At 72.8% G+C, this 17,453-nt stretch carries 17 protein-coding genes; 13 read left to right on the forward strand and 4 right to left on the reverse strand.

Features of this window, described 5'->3' with window-relative positions; translation table 11 throughout:
* Positions 1–994: 994 nt before the first annotated feature.
* A complete protein-coding gene (locus ACWGKT_RS18485; protein WP_453274612.1) occupies positions 995–1,852 on the forward strand; it encodes a hypothetical protein in 858 nt (285 codons plus the stop codon).
* A gap of 55 nt (positions 1,853–1,907) precedes the next feature.
* On the opposite strand, the gene ACWGKT_RS18490 is transcribed toward ACWGKT_RS18485, so the two are convergent.
* Positions 1,908–3,191 carry a DUF1015 domain-containing protein gene (locus ACWGKT_RS18490; protein WP_453274496.1) on the reverse strand — a complete coding sequence of 428 codons (1,284 nt, stop codon included), beginning with the start codon at positions 3,189–3,191 and terminating at the stop codon, positions 1,908–1,910.
* A gap of 72 nt (positions 3,192–3,263) precedes the next feature.
* Here ACWGKT_RS18490 and ACWGKT_RS18495 point away from each other — a divergent pair, with 72 nt between their 5' ends.
* From ACWGKT_RS18495 to ACWGKT_RS18510, 4 genes are read left to right on the forward strand one after another with little or no spacing between them, the layout of a single operon-like run.
* Positions 3,264–4,328: an HAD hydrolase-like protein gene (locus ACWGKT_RS18495; RefSeq protein WP_356157076.1), complete on the forward strand. Its 1,065-nt coding sequence runs from the start codon at positions 3,264–3,266 to the stop codon at positions 4,326–4,328.
* Positions 4,329–4,386: 58 nt separating this feature from the next.
* Positions 4,387–5,430, forward strand: a complete 1,044-nt coding sequence (locus tag ACWGKT_RS18500; RefSeq protein WP_453274497.1) for a FecCD family ABC transporter permease — start codon at positions 4,387–4,389, stop codon at positions 5,428–5,430.
* Entirely contained in the window at positions 5,427–6,518 is a 1,092-nt protein-coding gene (locus tag ACWGKT_RS18505) for a FecCD family ABC transporter permease (protein WP_453274498.1), read from the forward strand. Before ACWGKT_RS18500 ends, ACWGKT_RS18505 begins: the two co-directional genes overlap by 4 nt.
* A 59-nt stretch (positions 6,519–6,577) precedes the next feature.
* Positions 6,578–7,393, forward strand: coding sequence for an ABC transporter ATP-binding protein (locus ACWGKT_RS18510; RefSeq protein ID WP_235459837.1), 816 nt, complete (start codon positions 6,578–6,580; stop codon positions 7,391–7,393).
* On the opposite strand, the gene ACWGKT_RS18515 is transcribed toward ACWGKT_RS18510, so the two are convergent.
* Positions 7,377–7,724: a sterol-binding protein gene (locus tag ACWGKT_RS18515; RefSeq protein ID WP_235459836.1), complete on the reverse strand. Its 348-nt coding sequence runs from the start codon at positions 7,722–7,724 to the stop codon at positions 7,377–7,379. The genes ACWGKT_RS18510 and ACWGKT_RS18515 overlap by 17 nt on opposite strands.
* A gap of 42 nt (positions 7,725–7,766) precedes the next feature.
* Between ACWGKT_RS18515 and ACWGKT_RS18520 the strand changes: the two genes are divergently transcribed.
* The 4 genes from ACWGKT_RS18520 (at position 7,767) to recN (ending at position 11,669) form a co-directional block, all read left to right on the forward strand.
* The gene (locus ACWGKT_RS18520; protein WP_356157069.1) at positions 7,767–8,090 is read left to right on the forward strand and encodes a hypothetical protein; all 324 of its coding nucleotides are present in this window, start codon (positions 7,767–7,769) and stop codon (positions 8,088–8,090) included.
* A 7-nt stretch (positions 8,091–8,097) separates the two neighbouring features.
* Complete coding sequence (locus tag ACWGKT_RS18525) at positions 8,098–8,913, forward strand: TlyA family RNA methyltransferase (protein ID WP_235459834.1); 816 nt, start codon at positions 8,098–8,100, stop codon at positions 8,911–8,913.
* Entirely contained in the window at positions 8,910–9,815 is a 906-nt protein-coding gene (locus ACWGKT_RS18530) for an NAD kinase (protein ID WP_235459833.1), read from the forward strand. The genes ACWGKT_RS18525 and ACWGKT_RS18530 overlap by 4 nt, the downstream gene beginning before the upstream one ends.
* Before the next feature lie 111 nt (positions 9,816–9,926).
* Entirely contained in the window at positions 9,927–11,669 is a 1,743-nt protein-coding gene (gene recN, locus ACWGKT_RS18535) for a DNA repair protein RecN (RefSeq protein ID WP_453274499.1), read from the forward strand.
* 26 nt (positions 11,670–11,695) lie between these two features.
* Here recN and ACWGKT_RS18540 read toward each other — a convergent pair whose 3' ends face one another.
* A complete protein-coding gene (locus ACWGKT_RS18540) occupies positions 11,696–13,285 on the reverse strand; it encodes an FUSC family protein (protein ID WP_453274500.1) in 1,590 nt (529 codons plus the stop codon).
* Positions 13,286–13,387: 102 nt separating this feature from the next.
* Between ACWGKT_RS18540 and ACWGKT_RS18545 the strand changes: the two genes are divergently transcribed.
* Complete coding sequence (locus ACWGKT_RS18545; RefSeq protein WP_453274501.1) at positions 13,388–13,906, forward strand: MarR family winged helix-turn-helix transcriptional regulator; 519 nt, start codon at positions 13,388–13,390, stop codon at positions 13,904–13,906.
* Positions 13,907–13,917: 11 nt separating this feature from the next.
* On the forward strand, positions 13,918–15,231 hold the full coding sequence (locus ACWGKT_RS18550; protein ID WP_453274502.1) for an alpha-amylase family protein: 1,314 nt from the start codon (positions 13,918–13,920) through the stop codon (positions 15,229–15,231).
* Between the two features lie 132 nt (positions 15,232–15,363).
* Here ACWGKT_RS18550 and ACWGKT_RS18555 read toward each other — a convergent pair whose 3' ends face one another.
* Positions 15,364–15,978, reverse strand: coding sequence for a helix-turn-helix domain-containing protein (locus ACWGKT_RS18555; protein WP_453274503.1), 615 nt, complete (start codon positions 15,976–15,978; stop codon positions 15,364–15,366).
* Between the two features lie 379 nt (positions 15,979–16,357).
* On the opposite strand from ACWGKT_RS18555, the gene ACWGKT_RS18560 reads away from it, so the two are divergent.
* Positions 16,358–16,627, forward strand: coding sequence for a phosphopantetheine-binding protein (locus ACWGKT_RS18560; RefSeq protein ID WP_235459827.1), 270 nt, complete (start codon positions 16,358–16,360; stop codon positions 16,625–16,627).
* Entirely contained in the window at positions 16,620–17,441 is an 822-nt protein-coding gene (locus ACWGKT_RS18565) for an SDR family NAD(P)-dependent oxidoreductase (protein WP_453274504.1), read from the forward strand. The genes ACWGKT_RS18560 and ACWGKT_RS18565 overlap by 8 nt, the downstream gene beginning before the upstream one ends.
* The last annotated feature ends 12 nt before the right edge of the window (positions 17,442–17,453 follow it).

Genomic DNA, 17,453 nt, shown 5'->3' on the forward strand with positions numbered 1-17,453 from the left:
TGGCTGTGTCCGTGGTGTCTGCCGCCGGGATGACCGTCGTGACGACAGCCGTGGTGGCGACCGCGGTGGCTACGGCCGTCGCGACGACCGCGGTGGTTACGAGCGTCGCGATGACCGCCGCGATGACCGCCGTGACGACCGCCGTGAAGGCGACCGCGGCTCCCGCCCCTCCTTCCAGCGCGACGACCGCGACCGTGGCTTCCGGCGCGACGACCGCGGAGACCGCGGAGACCGTCCGTCCTTCCGCCGCGACGACCGCGGCGACCGTCCCTCCTTCCGGCGCGACGACGACCGTGCCGGCTACGGCCGTCGGGACGACCGTGGCGGCGATCGCGGTGGCGACCGCGGTGGTTACGGCCGTCGCGACGACCGCGGTGACCGTGGCGGAGACCGTGGTGGCTTCCGCCGGGATGACCGTCGTGACGACAGCCGTGGTGGCGACCGCGGTGGCCACGGCCGTCGCGACGACCGCGGCGGTTACGAGCGTCGCGATGACCGCCGTGACGACCGCCGTGACGACCGCCGTGAAGGCGACCGCGGCTCCCGCCCCTCCTTCCAGCGCGACGACCGCGATCGTGGTCCGCGTCGCGACGACCGCGACCGTGGCTTCCGGCGCGACGACCGCGGAGACCGCGGAGACCGTCCGTCCTTCCGCCGCGACGACCGCGGCGACCGTGGCGATCGTGGCGATCGCGGAGACCGTGGCGGCTTCCGCCGGGATGACCGCCGCGACGACAGCCGTGGTGGCGACCGCGGTGGCTACGGCCGTCGCGACGACCGCGGCGGTTACGAGCGCCGCGACGACCGTGGTGGCTTCCGCCGCGACGACCGCGGTGACCGTGGTGACCGTGGTGGCCCCCGCCGCGACGACCGTGGAGGCCGTCCCGGCGGTGGCTACCGTGGGCGCGACGACCGTGGACGGGACGACCGGCGTGGTGGTGGCCGCTTCCGTGAGGAGCGGGAGCGGGAGCGCGACCGGGAGCCGATCAAGCGGCTGCCGATCCCCCCGGACGTCACGGGCGACGAGGTCGACAAGGACGTACGGCAGGAGCTCCAGAGCCTGCCGAAGACGCTCGCGGAGGACGTCGCCAAGAACCTGGTGATGGTCGCCCGGCTCATCGACGAGGACCCCGAGGGCGCGTACGGCTACTCCAGGGTGGCCCTGCGTCTGGCGTCGCGCGTCGCCGCCGTACGCGAGGCGGCCGGGTTCGCGGCGTACGCGAACCAGAAGTACAGCGAGGCGCTCGCCGAGTTCCGGGCCGCGCGGCGGATGACCGGCAACGTCGACCTGTGGCCCGTGATGGCCGACTGCGAGCGTGGGCTCGGGCGCCCCGAGAAGGCGCTCGACATGGCCGGCGCCCCGGACGTGCACAAGCTGGACAAGGCCGGTCAGGTCGAGATGCGGCTCGTCGCGGCCGGTGCCCGGCGTGACATGGGGCAGTTGGACGCGGCGATCGTGACGCTCCAGAGCCCCGAGCTGGCCTCCAACTCCGTGCAGCCGTGGACCGCGCGCCTGCGGTACGCGTACGCCGACGCGCTGCTCGCCGCGGGCCGCGAGGGCGAGGCGCGGGACTGGTTCGCGAAGGCCGTGGAGGCCGACCGGGACGGCAGCACGGACGCCTCCGACCGGCTGGCCGAGCTGGACGGTGTGGAGTTCGTCGACGCCCTGGACGAGGACGAGGACGCCGGCGAGGGCGAGTCCCAGGACGCTCAGGACGCCGAGGACGTCTCCACCGAGGACGACGACAACGGCGACGACAGCGACAACGGCAACGGCGACGACAAGGACGACGACAAGGACGACGACAAGGACGACGACAAGGACGACGACAAGGACGATGACAAGGACTGACGTCCGTCGATGAGCGAGGGCGGGATCCTGTTTCCGGGATCCCGCCCTCGTCGTATCAGAGGTCCAGCGCCCGCAGCACCAGCCCCGACGCCGGCTTCGGGCCGAACGACGTCGACTTGCGGGGCATCGTGACGCCCTGGCGGGCCAGGTCGCGTACGACCTCCTCGCGGACCGGATGCATCAGGACCGCCGTGCTGCCCGTGCGTTCCGCCTTGGCGACCGTGGCCGCCGTGTCGTGGATGTAGGCGATGTGCGCGGGAGAGTCCTCGGGGATGTGCCAGACGTGCTCCAGGAGCGCGGCGTGCAGGACCGTCGCGTCCAGGGTGCGCCAGGCGGCGGGGCGGTCGGCGGGGACCGTACGGGCCAAGAGGTCCGGGTCCGGGCGGTCGATCAGGTGGAAGGCGCCGTCGCCGGCCAGCAGGAAGGCGTTGCCCGCGCAGGCGGCGTTCGCCAGGGCCTCCAGGGCTTCGGAGAGCGGCGCTTCGAGGCGCTGTACGCGGAACAGCCCGTCCAGGGGGGACAGCGCGTCGGCGACCGGCAGGCCGTGCAGGAGGCGGTGGATGGCGCGCACGCGCAGCGGGTAGCGGATCGTGTCCACCAGCAGGACCAGGCCGTAGTCCCAGGGGCTGGGGGAGGGATGCTCCGCGCGTAGACGCAGATACGTGGCCCAGCGGTGGTGTCCGTCGGCGATCAGGGCCTGGCGGTGGGCCATGTCCGACTGGACCAGGTCGACGTCGGTGGGGTCGGTGAGCGACCACAGGCGGTGCCGGTAGCCGTCCTCCGTGGTGGTGGCGAGGAGCGGGGGCCGCTCGGCGGTGCGCTCGATCACCTCGGCCGTGACGCCGTTGCCGCGGTAGGTCAGGAGCAGGGGCTCCAGGTTCGCGGAGGTGGCCCGCATCAGGGCCGCGCGGTCCGCGACGACCGGCGGCATGACGTCCTCGTGGGGCAGGACCACGCCCTCGGCGGGTTCCGAGACGCGCAGGGCGCCGATGATGCCGCGTTGCAGCATGCCGTCGCCGTCGCTCTGCTCGTAGATGTACAGGCCCGGTTCGGGGTCGGTGGCCAGGACGCCCTCGGCCAGCCAGCGGCGCAGGGTGTCGGCCGCCTGTTCGTTTCCGGCGCTGGGCGTGCCGGCCTGCGGAAGGATCAGCCGAACGATGTTGTGGGGGTCGGCCGACTGGAGGTGGTGCAGGCCGTCGGGGCGCACGACGACGTCGTACGGAGGTGAGGTGACGGCGGCCAGGCTGCCGACCCGTTCGGGGTCGTAGCGAAGGCCTCGGAACGGGGTGAGTTCCAGGCCTCGGCGCGCCGTTGCTTCCGAGTGACCTGCAGTGTTCATCCCGGCATCGTACGTGTGTCAGTGGCGTGCGGGATGATCGGGGAAAGCGATTCGGACGAGGAGCGATGTGGAATGAGCCAGGGCGTCAGGACGAGTCCCGAGGGCAGTGGGCGGCCCCTGAGCGAGGCGTACGACACGGCGCTGCTCGATCTGGACGGGGTGGTGTACGCGGGCGGGAACGCGATCGCGCACGCGGTCGAGTCGCTGGAGGTGGCCCGTGAGGACGGGATGCATCTGGCGTACGTCACGAACAACGCGCTGCGCACCCCGGACGCGGTGGCCGCGCACCTGAGCGAGCTGGGGATACCGACAGGGGCCGGTGACGTCATCACCTCGGCGCAGGCGGTCGCGCGGCTGATCAGCGAGCAGGTGCCGGCCGGGTCGCGGGTGCTGGTGATCGGCGGCGAGGGGCTGCGGGTGGCGCTGCGCGAGCGCGGCCTGGAGCCGGTGGAGTCGGCGGACGACGATCCGGCGGCGGTGGTGCAGGGGTACGGCGGGCCGGAGCTGCAGTGGGGCCGTTTCGCGGAGGCGTCCTACGCCATCGCGCGCGGGGTGCCGTGGTTCGCCTCCAACACCGACCTGACGATTCCGAGCGGCCGTGGGATCGCGCCGGGCAACGGCGCGGCGGTGGAGGTCGTCCGCATCGCCACGGGCGCGGAGCCGCAGGTGGCGGGCAAGCCGCTGCCGCCGATGCACCGGGAGACGATCCTGCGCACGGGCGCGGAGCGGCCGCTGGTGGTCGGGGACCGGCTGGACACGGACATCGAGGGGGCGTTCAACGGGGACGTCGACTCGCTGCTGGTGCTGACCGGTGTCACCGACGGCGCCCAGTTGCTGGCCGCGCCGCCGCACCACCGGCCGACGTATGTCGACGCCGACCTGCGCGGCCTGCTCACCGGCCAGCCGGAGATCACCCGGAAGGGCGACGGCTACCAGTGCGGCGGCTGGACGGCGACGGCGGGCGCGATGGGGGTCCCCCCGCGCGAGCGAAGCCGAGCGTGGGGGAGGTTGTCGCTGGACGGCGACGGCGAGGCGCTGGACGGACTGCGGGCGCTGTGCGCGGCGGCCTGGACGGCGGCCGGGGACGGCTCCTGCACGCTGGACGGTGAGAAGGCGCTGGCCCGGCTCGGCCTCTGACTCCGCGTCGGCCCACGGCTCCTGGTTGGCCATTGCGAGGGTAGGCTAACCTAACCTCGTGTTGGTCGACAGTCCTCCCGAACAGCGCGCGGAGACCGCACCCGCGCCCCCAAGTCGCCGGGCGATACGGGCCGTTGGGCTCGTCGTCGCCGTAGCGATCCTGGTGCTCGTCGCTCTGGCGAGCATCGCGATCGGGGCGAAAGAGCTGTCGTTGGAGCAGGTCTGGCACGGCCTGTTCCACGACACCGGGACCTATGGCGACGTCGTTGTCGACGAGCGGCTGTCACGCACCGTCCTCGGCCTGCTCGCCGGCGCCGCGCTCGGCCTCTCCGGGGCGGTGCTCCAGGCGCTCACCCGCAATCCGCTGGCCGACCCCGGCCTGCTCGGCATCAACGCGGGCGCGTCAGCCGCCGTCGTCACGGCCATCACCTACTTCGGCGTCACCAGCCTGAGCGGCTATGTGTGGTTCGCGTTCGTCGGCGCGGCGGCCGTCGGGGCGCTGGTCTGGTTCCTCGGCGGCAGCCGGGGCGCCACACCCGTACGGCTCGCCCTCGCCGGTACGGCGATCAGCGCCGCCCTGTACGGATACCTCCAGGCCGTGATGATCATGGACGACGCGGCACTGGGCAAGATGCGCTTCTGGACGGTCGGATCGCTGTCCTCGGCGACCGACTCGACCATCACGCAGGTGCTGCCGTTCCTCGTGGCGGGCACGGCCCTCGCGCTGCTGCTGGCCCGGCCGCTGAACGCCGTGGCGATGGGCGACGACACCGCCCGCGCCCTCGGCGCCCACCTGGGCCGCGCCCGGGCGCTGGCCATGCTCGCCGCCACGGTGCTGTGCGGCGCCGCGACCGCCGCCTGCGGCCCCATCGTGTTCGTGGGCCTGATGGTCCCGCACGCGGTGCGCTCCTTCACCGGCCCCGACCTGCGCTGGATCCTGCCCTACGCGACGGTGCTGTCCCCCGTGCTGCTGCTCGGCGCCGACGTCATCGGCCGGGTCGTCGCCCGGCCCGCCGAACTCCAGGTCGGCATCGTCACCGCGATCATCGGCGGCCCGGTCTTCATCTTTCTCGTACGACGGCGGAGGACGGCGCAGCTGTGAAGACCCACCGCACGAACCGGGCCACCACGCGCGCCCCGCGCTTCACGCCCGCCCCGCGCACCACCCGCCCCGTGCGCACCGGCGGCCTCTCCGTCCGGCTGGACGTGCGCGCGCTGACCGTCGTGGTCCTGCTTCTGGTCACCGCGCTCACCGCGAGCGTCCTGCTGATCGGCACCGGCGACGCCTCGATCCCGGCCACCGACGTCCTGAGGACCCTGGCCGGCGACGGCAGCCGGTACCAGGAGTTCGTCGTCAACGAGCTGCGACTGCCGCGCGTCCTGGTCGGCCTGCTGGTCGGCGCCTCGCTGGGCCTCGGCGGCGCGCTCTTCCAGTCCGTCTCCCGCAACCCGCTGGGCAGCCCGGACGTGCTCGGCCTCTCGCAGGGCTCGACGGCCGGCGCGCTCGTCGTGATCGTGCTGATGTCCGGGTCCGCCACCGAGGTCACCGTCGGCGCGCTCATCGGCGGCCTGGCGACCGGACTCGCCATCTACCTCCTCGCCTGGAAGCGGGGCGTGCACGGATACCGGCTGGTGCTCGTCGGCATCGGCGTGTCGGCGATCGTCACGGCGGTCAACGGCTATCTGCTCACCAAGGCCGACCTCGTCGACGCGGCCCGCGCGGTCGTGTGGATGACGGGCTCCCTCAACGGCCGCGACTGGGAGCAGGTCTGGCCGCTGCTCGCACTGTGCGCGGTCCTCGTACCGCTCGTCCTCGCCAACGCGCGCGCCCTGCGGACGATGGAGATGGGCGACGACGTCTCGTACGCCCTCGGGGTGCGGGTGGAGCGCGTCCGCATGCTGGTGATGGTCGCGGCCGTGCTGCTCACCGCCGCCGCGACCGCCGCCGCCGGCCCGGTCGGCTTCGTGGCGCTCACCGCCCCGCAGCTCGCCCGCCGCCTGACCCGCTCCCCGGGCCCGAACCTGGTGCCCTCCCTCTGCATGGGCGCCACCCTCCTGGTCACCGCCGACTGGGCCGCGCAGCGCGCCTTCGGCGCCGACCAGCTGCCCGTGGGCGTGGTCACCGGCGTCCTCGGCGGCGTCTACCTGATCTGGCTCCTCGTCACCGAGCGCAGGGCGGGCCGGATATGAACCCCTCAGTGCGGCCGGACGCGGGCGGCACAGCGACCCAGAACACCCCAAGGAGCACCGTGAACCGCCTGTCCGCCGAGAACGTCACCCTCGCCTACGACCAGCGCGTCATCGCCGAAGGGCTGTCGGTGGAGATACCGGACAACTCCTTCACGGTGATCGTCGGCCCGAACGCCTGCGGCAAGTCGACCCTCCTGCGGGCCCTGTCACGGATGCTCAGGCCCAGCCAGGGACGGGTGCTGCTGGACGGACAGGCCATCCAGTCGATGCCCGCGAAGAAGGTCGCGCGCACCCTGGGGCTGCTGCCGCAGTCGTCCATCGCGCCCGACGGGATCACCGTCGGTGACCTGGTGGGCCGTGGCCGCTACCCGCACCAGGGGATCCTGCGCCAGTGGTCCGCCGAGGACGAGCGCGTCGTCCAGGAGTCCATGGCACAGACCGGGGTCGCCGAACTCGCCGACCGCTATGTCGACGAACTCTCCGGCGGGCAGCGGCAGCGCGTGTGGATCGCGATGGCGCTCGCCCAGCAGACCCCGCTGCTGCTCCTCGACGAGCCGACCACCTACCTCGACATCCAGCACCAGATCGACGTCCTCGACCTGTGCGCCGAGCTGCACGAGCGGCAGGGCCGCACCCTGGTCGCGGTCCTGCACGACCTCAACCACGCCGCCCGGTACGCCACCCACCTCATCGCCCTGCGCGGCGGCCGGGTCATCGCCGAGGGCGCGCCCCACGACGTCGTCACGGCGGAGCTGGTCGAGGAGGTCTTCGGGCTGCGCTGCCAGGTGATCGAGGACCCGGAGACGGGGACCCCGCTGGTGGTGCCGGCCGCGCGCCGGGCACGCGCGCGCGTGACGGCTACAGAAGCTTCCTGAGCCGGAACAGGTCCAGGAGGTTCGCCTCCAGTCTCACCCGGCCCGAACCCCAGGCCTTGGCGAAGTGAAGATCGCCGCCGACCAGGGCCACCAGGTCGTCGCCGGCCATGGCGAGCCGGATCTGTGCCTTGTCGCGCGGCGGTCCCTGGAGGGTGTCGTCGACCTCGATACGGCCGTCGGTCATCCGGCCGACGAACGTGACGTCCAGGTCCGTGATGTGGCAGCTGACGGAGCGGTCCAGGGCGGCGGCCGCGCGGACGTCGCCCTCGGCACCCTGCATGTTGTCGGAGAGCTTTTCGAGTGCGGCGCGGCACTCCTCGATCGTGGCCATCGCGGTCGACGGTACCCCAGCGGTTCGGGGTAGCGTCTGGGCATGAGCGACTCTGTGTCCGAGGCCATGGTCGGGGAGGAAGCGGAGAACCCCGCCGAACCGGGGAATCCCGCCGACCCGGGGAGCCCGGCCGAGCCGGACCACGACCCCGCCGCCCCCGCGCCGCTCGGCGTGCCCCGCACCCCCACCGGCAACGCCGAGGTCGACGCGCAGCTGGAGCGGCTGACCGACGCCGACCACCTCGCCACCGACGGACATGTCGAGGTGTACGAGGATGTACATCGGGGGCTGCGCGACGCGCTCACCGCGCTCGACGCCCGCCCGGGACCTCCGGCGCCCCCCTCGACGTATGGCAGTAGGAGCTGAACCGAACGTGGCAGGAGTCGCACGCCGCCGTCTCGACGCGGAGCTGGTCCGCCGCAAGCTCGCGCGCTCGCGCGAGCACGCCGCCCAGCTGATCGCCGCCGGCCGGGTCACCGTCGGCAAGACCGTCGCGACCAAGTCGGCCACGCAGGTCGAGACCGCCGCCGCGATCGTGGTCCAGTCCGACGGCAGCGACCCGGACTACGTCTCCCGAGGCGGCCACAAGCTCGCCGGCGCGCTGGAGGCCTTCGTGCCCCGGGGGCTCGTCGTCGAGGGCCGGCGCGCGCTGGACGCCGGCGCCTCCACCGGCGGATTCACCGACGTCCTGCTGCGGGCGGGCGCCGCGCACGTGGTCGCCGTGGACGTCGGATACGGACAACTCGCCTGGTCCCTCCAGAACGATGAACGCGTCACCGTCAAGGACCGTACGAACGTACGCGAGTTGACGCTTGAAGCGATCGATGGGGAGCCTGTGGATCTTGTCGTGGGTGATCTGTCCTTCATCCCGCTCGGGCTGGTGCTGCCCGCCCTGAAGCGGTGCGTGAAGCCGGACGCCGACCTGGTGATGATGGTCAAGCCGCAGTTCGAGGTGGGGAAGGAACGGCTGGGGAGCGGGGGAGTCGTACGGAGTCCGCAGCTGCGGGCGGAGGCCGTGCGCGGCGTGGCCGAAAAGGCGTGGGAACTCGGACTCGGGGTGAGGGGAGTCACCGCCAGTCCTCTCCCCGGACCCTCGGGAAATGTCGAATACTTTCTGTGGCTGCGGGCCGGAGCACCGGAGCTGGACCCGGCCGATGTTGACCGTGCAGTGGCGGAGGGGCCGCGTTGACACAGAACCGAGCTCGTACTGTTTTCCTGCTCGCCCACACCGGGCGACCCGCGGCGATCCGCAGCGCCGAGCTCGTGGTCAAGGGGCTGTTGCGGTCCGGCATCGGGGTACGCGTGCTGGAGCACGAGGCGCAGGATCTTCCGCTGCCGGACGAGGTGGAGCTCGTCAAGGAGGCGACTCCGCAGTGCCTCGACGGCTGCGAACTGCTGATCGTACTGGGCGGCGACGGCACGCTGCTGCGCGGTGCCGAGTTCGCCCGCGCGTCCGGAGTGCCGATGCTCGGCGTCAACCTGGGGCGGGTCGGGTTCCTCGCGGAGGCCGAGCGGGACGACCTCGACAAGGTCGTCGACCGGGTGGTGAGCAAGGCGTACGAGGTCGAGGAGCGGATGACCGTCGACGTCGTGGTGCACCGCAACGGCGACATCGTGCACACCGACTGGGCGCTGAACGAGGCGGCCGTGCAGAAGGCGGGCGCCGAGAAGCTCCTCGAGGTCGTGCTGGAGATCGACGGACGGCCGGTGACGGGGTTCGGCTGCGACGGCATCGTGCTGTCCACGCCGACCGGCTCCACGGCGTACGCCTTCTCCGCGGGCGGACCGGTGGTGTGGCCCGAGGTCGAGGCCCTGCTGATGGTGCCGATCTCCGCGCACGCGCTGTTCGCGAAGCCGCTGGTCACCTCGCCGGAGTCCGTGCTCGCCGTCGAGGTGCTGCCGCACATTCCGCCGGGTGTGCTGTGGTGCGACGGGCGGCGGACCGTCGAGCTGCCGCCGGGGGCGCGCGTCGAGGTGCGGCGGGGAGCCGTGCCGGTGCGGCTGGCCCGGCTGCATCACGCGTCGTTCACCGACCGGCTGGTGGCCAAGTTCGCGCTGCCGGTCTCCGGCTGGCGGGGAGCGCCGCACTGACCGGCGGCGGTGCACTCCCCTGGGTGACATGTGTAGGGCGATACGGATTCGTCACCTGCACCTTCACACTATGGGGGCGGGGGCCGTCGCACTTCCCGCCCCCGACCTCGTATGGTCTTGTCCGTGTTGGAGGAGATGCGGATACGGTCGCTCGGAGTCATCGACGATGCCGTCGTCGAGCTGTCACCGGGATTCACCGCCGTCACCGGTGAGACGGGTGCGGGCAAGACCATGGTGGTCACCAGCCTGGGGCTGTTGATGGGCGGGCGCGCGGATCCGGCGCTCGTGCGGATCGGGTCCGGGAAAGCGGTCGTGGAGGGGCGGATCACCATGCCCTCGGACGCGACCGTCGTCGTACGGGCCGAGGAGGCCGGGGCCGAGCTGGACGACGGGGCCCTGCTGATCAGCCGGACCGTTTCCGCCGAGGGGCGCTCGCGAGCGCATCTCGGCGGGCGCAGCGTGCCCGTGGGCATGCTGGCGGAGCTGGCCGACGAACTGGTGGCCGTGCACGGGCAGACCGACCAGCAGGGGCTGCTGAAGCTGACCCGGCAGCGGCAGGCGCTCGACCGGTACGCCGGCGCGGCCGTGGCCGGGCCGCTCGCCAAGTACGCGGAGGCGTACCGGCGGCTGCGGGCCGTCTCGGTCGAGCTCGACGAGATCGTCACGCGCGCGCGTGAGCGGGCCCAGGAGGCCGACATGCTGCGCTACGGCCTCGACGAGATCGCGGGTGTCGAGCCGCGCGCCGGTGAGGACGTGGAGCTGACCGAGGAGGCCGAGCGGCTCGGGCACGCCGAGGCGCTGTCGTCCGCCGCCACGGCCGCGCACACGGCGCTCGCGGGCAATCCCGAGGACCCCGAGGGCATCGACGCCGCGACGCTCGTGGCGGGCGCCCACCGGGCGCTGGAGGCCGTGCGGTCGCACGATCCGGCGCTGGCCGCGCTGGCCGACCGCATCGGCGAGATCGGGATCCTGCTGGGCGACGTCGCCGGAGAGCTGGCGGGGTACGCCGACGACCTGGACGCCGATCCGCTGCGGCTGGCGGCGGTGGAGGAGCGGCGGGCCGCGCTGACCGCGCTCACCCGCAAGTACGGCGACGACATCAACGCCGTACTGGCCTGGGCCGAGCAGGGGGCCGCCCGGCTGACCGACCTGGACGGCGACGACGAGCGGATCGGCGAGCTGACCGCCGAGCGGGACGCGCTGCGCACCGAACTGGGCAGCCTCGCGCAGGCGTTGAGCGACGCGCGGACGGAGGCCGCCGAGCGGTTCGCCGCGGCGGTGACCGCCGAGCTGGCCTCGCTCGCGATGCCGCACGCGCGCGTGTCCTTCGACCTCCGGCAGACCGAGGACCCGGAGGGCGTCGAGGTCGGCGGGCGGACGGTCGCGTACGGCCCCTCGGGCGTCGACGAGGTGGAGCTGCTGCTCGCCCCGCACCCGGGAGCGCCGCCGCGGCCCATCGCCAAGGGCGCGTCCGGCGGTGAGCTCTCGCGCGTGATGCTGGCCGTGGAGGTCGTGTTCGCGGGTACGGACCCGGTGCCGACGTACCTCTTCGACGAGGTCGACGCCGGTGTCGGCGGCAAGGCCGCGGTGGAGATCGGGCGGCGCCTGGCGCGGCTCGCGAAGACCGCGCAGGTCGTCGTGGTCACCCACCTTCCCCAGGTCGCCGCCTTCGCCGACCGGCAGCTGCTCGTCGAGAAGACCAACGACGGGTCGGTCACCCGCTCCGGCGTGAAGGTCCTCGAAGGCGAGGAGCGGGTCCGCGAGTTGTCGCGGATGCTGGCCGGCCAGGAGGACTCGGAGACGGCGCGGGCCCACGCGGAGGAACTGCTGGCAACGGCCCGGGCCGACGGATAGCCGACGGCGCGCGGTCCTTCACCGGTTCAGCGCGTGGCGGCGGTCGTCGAGTCCGGCGCCGACGCGGTGGACGGCGGGGCGAACAGCCGCGTCAGCGTGTCGAGTCGGCTGTCGAGCGCGGCCAGGGCGTCGAGGGCGGCCTGTGCGGCCGCTCCCGGGACGGCTGAGGGCGTCCCGGCGGTCGTAGCCCGCCCCGGCGTCTCCGGAGGCTGCGGGCGGCGGCCGATGGCGCGGCGTACGGCCAGCGCGTGGGCCGCGACGTGCGCGCGGCGGCGGGTCACGGCCGGGTCGTCGGCCGGTTCGGCCGGTGCCGCCGCGAGGACGCCGGTCAGCTCGTCGAGCGGTCCGGCGCAGCCCTGCAGCGCCGCCATGGCGCGCAGCGCGTCGTCCTCCGGGCGGCGGGGCGCGGGCAGGGCGGCCAGGACGCGCAGGGGCGCGGTGGCGAGAGCCAGCTGGTCGACACGGTGGCCGAAGCGGGCCCGCGCCCGCCGTACGGCGCTTACGTCGTGCCAGTCGGCCTCCAGCAGTTCGCCGAGTGCGGCCAGCGCGGCGGCGGTACGGGCGCGTGCCACGGCGGCCGTACGGATCGGCAGGACGAGCCAGGACGCGGCGAGACCGATGACGGCGCCGACGGCGATGCCCGCCAGCCGGGTGTCGAGGAGGTTGCCCGGGCTCTGCCCGAACCAGTCGTAGAGCAGCGACAGTACGGCGGTGACGCAGGCGGCCCAGTACGCGTAGCTCAGCTCCCGCAGCCAGGTCGCCACGGCGAGCACCGCGAAGATCACGACCACGGCGGTGTCCGAGCGCGGCCCGAAGGATCCCGAGACGGCACTCGCCACCAGCGTGCCGGCCGCGGCGCCGGCCGTCCGCCAGGCCCCCTTCACCAGGACGTCCCCGCGGCTGCGCGCACCGCTGCAGACCAGGTACGCCGTGAGGACCACCCAGGCCCAGTGGTCGGGCCAGACGTTGCGGCCGACCACGAACGCCGTCGTCAGCGCGGCGGCCATCTGCAACGCCATCCGGGTGCTGGCGGGCAGTCCGCCGCGCGTCGGGGGCGTCGCCTTCACCACCCAGGCGGCCGGGGGCGCGGGCACGAACCTCGTCCGCTGTGCCGCCCAGGTCAGGGCGGTGCCCCAGACGACCGCGAACAGGGCGATCACCGCCGCCCACGCGGTGCGCTCGTGGCCGGTCGTGGGCGCGATCCCGGACGGCACCACCAGCACGGCGATCAGGGGCAGCACGACGAGCGTCCCCGCCCGCGTGGAGCGCGTCCCGAACCGGCGGATCCAGATCGCTCCGGCCACGCCCAGCACGAACACCGCGTCGCCCGCGTTCGGGTGCTGCTGGACGAGCGTGCTCAGCTCCGTACCGCCGGCCGCGGCGCACGGCAGCACCGCGCAGGCCAGCAGCCGGTCGGTGCGGTCGAAGGCGCGCTGCACCCGGCCGAACGCCGAGGCGACCACGACGGCCTGCACGACGCTGTCGACCCGCAGCCCGGCCGCGTGCTCGACGAAGAGCGCCCAGCCGTACGTGCCGAGCACGGTTCCCATGGACACCGCCGTCGCCCGCAGGTGAAGCAGGCCCGGGTCGAAGCGCAGGGCTCGGCGCAGCGCCAACGAAAAAGTAAGCATTACGTAGGATCACCGCCGGTGTGAATCTGGCGTTAAGGACTTTCCGGGGACAGCACGTCGGGATTTAGTCAGTGTTACCTTAACAAGGTGGTGGTACAGCGACCAGGGCACCGAACAGCTCACGAGGACGGCGTCGACAAGGGCCGGGAGGCCCGGGACGCCCGGGTGTCCGCCGAGATCCGGCAGGGCGTCGTCCGGCTCGCCCGCCGGCTGCGGGCGGAGCGTCCCGCCGACGGGCTCAGCCTCACCAAGAGCAGTGTGCTCGGGCACCTGCGGCGAGGCGGACCCATGGCGGCGGGTGCCCTGGCCGCCGCCGACCACCAGCAGCCGCAGTCCCTGACCAGGGTCTTCGCCGAACTGGAGAGCGACGGCCTGATCAGCCGTACCCGCGACAGCCAGGACGGACGGCAGCGGGTGCTGGAGCTGACCGAGGAAGGCCGCAAGGCCCTCGCACACGACATGGCACAGCGCGACGCCTGGCTCGACCAGGCCCTCGACGACCTGACCGAGACCGAACAGCAGGTGCTCCTGCTGGCCGCCCGCCTGATGAACCAGCTCGCCGACTCGACGGCCGGTCCCCCCGGCCATCCGCCCCGAACCCGTTGACGGAGGCTTCCGTGCCCTGGTCCGACCACGCCATCTGGTGGCACGTCTATCCGCTGGGCTTCCTCGGCGCCGAGCGCACCGCGCTCCCGCCGGGCGAACCGCCGCGCCACCGGCTGCCGGCCCTGGCCGAGTGGCTGGACCACCTGGTCCGCCTCGGCTGCAACGGCCTCGCCCTCGGCCCGGTGTTCGCCGCCGAGACACACGGCTACGACACCGTCGACCACTTCCGGATCGACCCCCGCCTGGGCACCGAGGACGACCTGACCGACCTGATCGAGCGGGCCGCCGCCCGCGGGGTGCGGGTCCTGCTGGACGGTGTCTTCAACCATGTGGGCCGGTCCTTCGGCCCGTTCGCCGACGTGGCGCGGTCCGGCGCCGCCTCGCCGTACGCGGACTGGTTCGTCCCCGAGGGCGACGACTTCCGCACCTTCGAGGGCCACCGTCACCTGGTCGCCCTCAACCACGCCCATCCCGCCGTTGCCGACCACGTGGTCGATGTCCTCGGTCACTGGCTCGACCGGGGCGTGGCCGGCTGGCGGCTGGATGCCGCGTACACCGTGCCGCGGCCGTTCTGGCGCACCGTCACCGACCGGGTCCGGGCCCGCCATCCGCAGGCGTGGTTCAGCGGGGAGGTCATCCACGGCGACTACGCGGCGTACGTCACGGAGGGCGGCCTGGACTCCGTCACGCAGTACGAACTGTGGAAGGCGATCTGGAGCTCGCTCAACGACACCAACCCGCACGAGCTGGCCTGGGCGCTCAAGCGCCACAACGCGCTGCTGGAGACCTTCGTACCGCAGACGTTCGTCGGCAACCACGACGTCACGCGGATCGCCAGTCGGCTGCGCGACCCCCGGCACCTGCCGCACGCCCTCGCCGTGCTGTTCACCGTCGGGGGGATCCCGTCCGTGTACGCGGGGGACGAACGCGCCTGGCAGGGCGTCAAGGAGGAGCGCGAGGGCGGGGACGACGCCATCCGGCCCGCGTTCCCCGCCGACCCCACGGGCCTGGGCCCGGACCAGCTGCCCGTGGAACGGCTCCATCAGACGCTGGTGGGCCTGCGTCGGCGCAACCCCTGGCTGGTGCGGGCCCACACACACGTCCACACCCTCGGCAACGCCGTGTTCACCTACACCCTCGCCGACCCCGAGAGCGGCGCGGCCGTCGCCGTCGGGCTCAACTACGGTGCGGCGTCCGGGGCGGGGTCGGTCCCCGCCGCGCCCTGGACGCGGGGCGCGGGGGACGGCGAGGTCGACGCCGTGTCCGGAACCGTGTCCCTGCCCCCCTTCGGCTGGTGCGTGGCCACGGCCCCGGAAATCCCGTAACGTGCGACGCTGCCATTTCCGAAATTCTCCGGGTGGTCAACCGGGTTTTTCGGAGTGGCTGAATTACCGCTCCCTCGGCGGGGTCCTTGTCATTTCCGGGAAATAAATGACCGGGTGCCCCGCAGGGGTGGCTCACGTCATATCGGAGTCCTGGGCGCGGGCCCATGCGTGCCGCCAGAGGGTGAGCAGGTGTCCTTGCTCTCCGCAGGCGCGAACGTAGGCGATCAGGAGATCCTCCGAGGGCATGCGAAGACCCGCCAGGACGTCGGCCAACGTGCTACGGGGGAGCGGGCCCGTGCCCAGATCGCGGGCCCGCTTCTGTAATTCCCGCAAGGACGGCTGGCCGGCCGCGCGGCGCACCCGGTGCATGGCCTCCAGGAGATGAGCCGGGTGATAGACGAATTCCAGCCTGCGGCCGGAAGGGGACACCGCCGGCGCCTGGCAGGCGCCGGCCGCTGAGGGCTCGGCCTGCTGCGCCGCGCGCTCCCACTGCACACGTGCCTCGCGCCGGGTCGCCCCGCAGACCTGCGCGTACGCCTCCACGACCTGCCGGCGCGGCAGGAAGGTGCCCCGGTCGGCGCGGAGCAGGGTGACGGCCGAACACCCCGGTTCGGAGATCCGGTCCTCCTGTATCAGTTGCGACATGCGCCGGTAGGTCAGTCCGGACCGTCGGCGTAGGGAGCGGAGCCACTCGGCCAATTCGTAGTACTGCGCTGACTGCGGGACCTGTGCTGTGCTGCGTCCCACGACTTCCCCCTGTACATCGAGACGCTCGGTCGTTTTTCTGACGGTCAATCAACGAATACGTATCCGAAGGGGTTCGCGACGCGGATCAACTTTATGAAGCGCGCTGACGGATGGTCAAGGATTCTTTACCCAGCTTTACCTTCTTGCGGTCTTTTCGCTGCTCGGACCGGTTTGCTGATTCATCCTGTCCGAGAAGTGGAGAAACACGTTCCGTGGTTCAACAAGGAGTTTTGCCGCCGCCGCACGCCGACTTCGCGTCGGCTGTCCGGTGTTTCGCGTGGGCACTGCGTTGCGATCCCATTCAACGCTCTGTTGGCATGGATTGCGGCGGCCGGCAATCCGGTCCGCCCACCACCGCCGACCTCCCTGGAGGAACACGATGACCACGGCATCCAACGCCACTCTCGACGAGATCATCGACCTGCTGAAGGAAGTCAAGCCGGGCATAGCCGACCTGAGCGTCGAGCCGGGCCAGTCCGTCGTCGAGGACCTGGGCCTCGACTCCCTCGACCTACTGCAGCTCGCCCGCCGGATCAACCGGCACTTCGGCGCCGAGTTCGACCTGGACGCCTGGAACGCCGAGGCCGACGAGCATCACCGCAGCGTCGCCTCGATCGCGGACGCCGTGACCGGCGCCGGCCGTGCCTGAGCCGGCGACGACCACGGGCAACGCCGTGTCCGGGCCGGTCGAGGGCGCGAGCGGGCGGGTGGCCGTGGTGACCGGCGGGTCGCGCGGCATCGGCGCCGCCATCGCCCGCCGGCTCGCCGCGGACGGCCTGACCGTGCACGTCGTGTGCCACAGCGCGCTGGACGCCGGGCGCGGTGTGGTCAAGGAGATCGAGGCCGCCGGTGGCCGCGCCGCCCTGCACCAGGCCGACATCGGCGACGAGGCCGCCGTCGAGGACCTGGTGGAGCGGGTGACCCGACAGGAGGGCGCCCTGCACGTCCTGGTCAACAACGCCGCCGTCATCGACGACCAGCTCCTGGCCGTGACCCGCACCGCCCGCTGGGAGAAGGTCCTGCGGACCAATCTCACCGGCCCCTTCCTGACCAGCCGGGCCGTGCTGCCGGTGATGCTGGACCAGGGGTGGGGCCGCATCATCAACATCTCCTCCAACTCGGCGCGCACCCCCGGCCCCGGGCAGAGCGCCTACGCGGCGTCCAAGGGCGGCATCGAGTCGCTCACCCGGGCCCTGGCCGTGGAGGTGGGCCGCAAGGGCATCCGGGTCAACTGCGTCGCGCCCGGCAAGGTCCGCACCGAGATGACCGCCGCCGTCGCCGACCGGCTCGGCTCCGACGGGGACGGCACCCGCTGGGGACTGCCGGAGGACATCAGCGGTCTGGTCGCCTTCCTCGCCGGCGACGAGGCCGACTACATCCAGGGCCAGACCTTCACCGTGGACGGCGGCCGCATGGTCATGCGTAGCGGAGCGGGGAGCGGATCCGGACGGCGGTCCCGGTGAGCCGGGCCGCGC

This window comes from Streptomyces sp. NPDC054794 (assembly GCF_053611585.1).

What these genes read in the sequence shown, in the direction of transcription:
- ACWGKT_RS18490 (WP_453274496.1), bottom strand. Translation starts at nt 3,191, where the DNA reads ATGAACACTGCAGGTCACTCGGAAGCAACGGCGCGCCGAGGCCTGGAA.
- ACWGKT_RS18495 (WP_356157076.1), top strand. Translation starts at nt 3,264, where the DNA reads ATGAGCCAGGGCGTCAGGACGAGTCCCGAGGGCAGTGGGCGGCCCCTG.
- ACWGKT_RS18515 (WP_235459836.1), bottom strand. Translation starts at nt 7,724, where the DNA reads ATGGCCACGATCGAGGAGTGCCGCGCCGCACTCGAAAAGCTCTCCGAC.
- ACWGKT_RS18520 (WP_356157069.1), top strand. Translation starts at nt 7,767, where the DNA reads ATGAGCGACTCTGTGTCCGAGGCCATGGTCGGGGAGGAAGCGGAGAAC.
- recN (WP_453274499.1), top strand. Translation starts at nt 9,927, where the DNA reads ATGGTCTTGTCCGTGTTGGAGGAGATGCGGATACGGTCGCTCGGAGTC.
- ACWGKT_RS18560 (WP_235459827.1), top strand. Translation starts at nt 16,358, where the DNA reads ATGACCACGGCATCCAACGCCACTCTCGACGAGATCATCGACCTGCTG.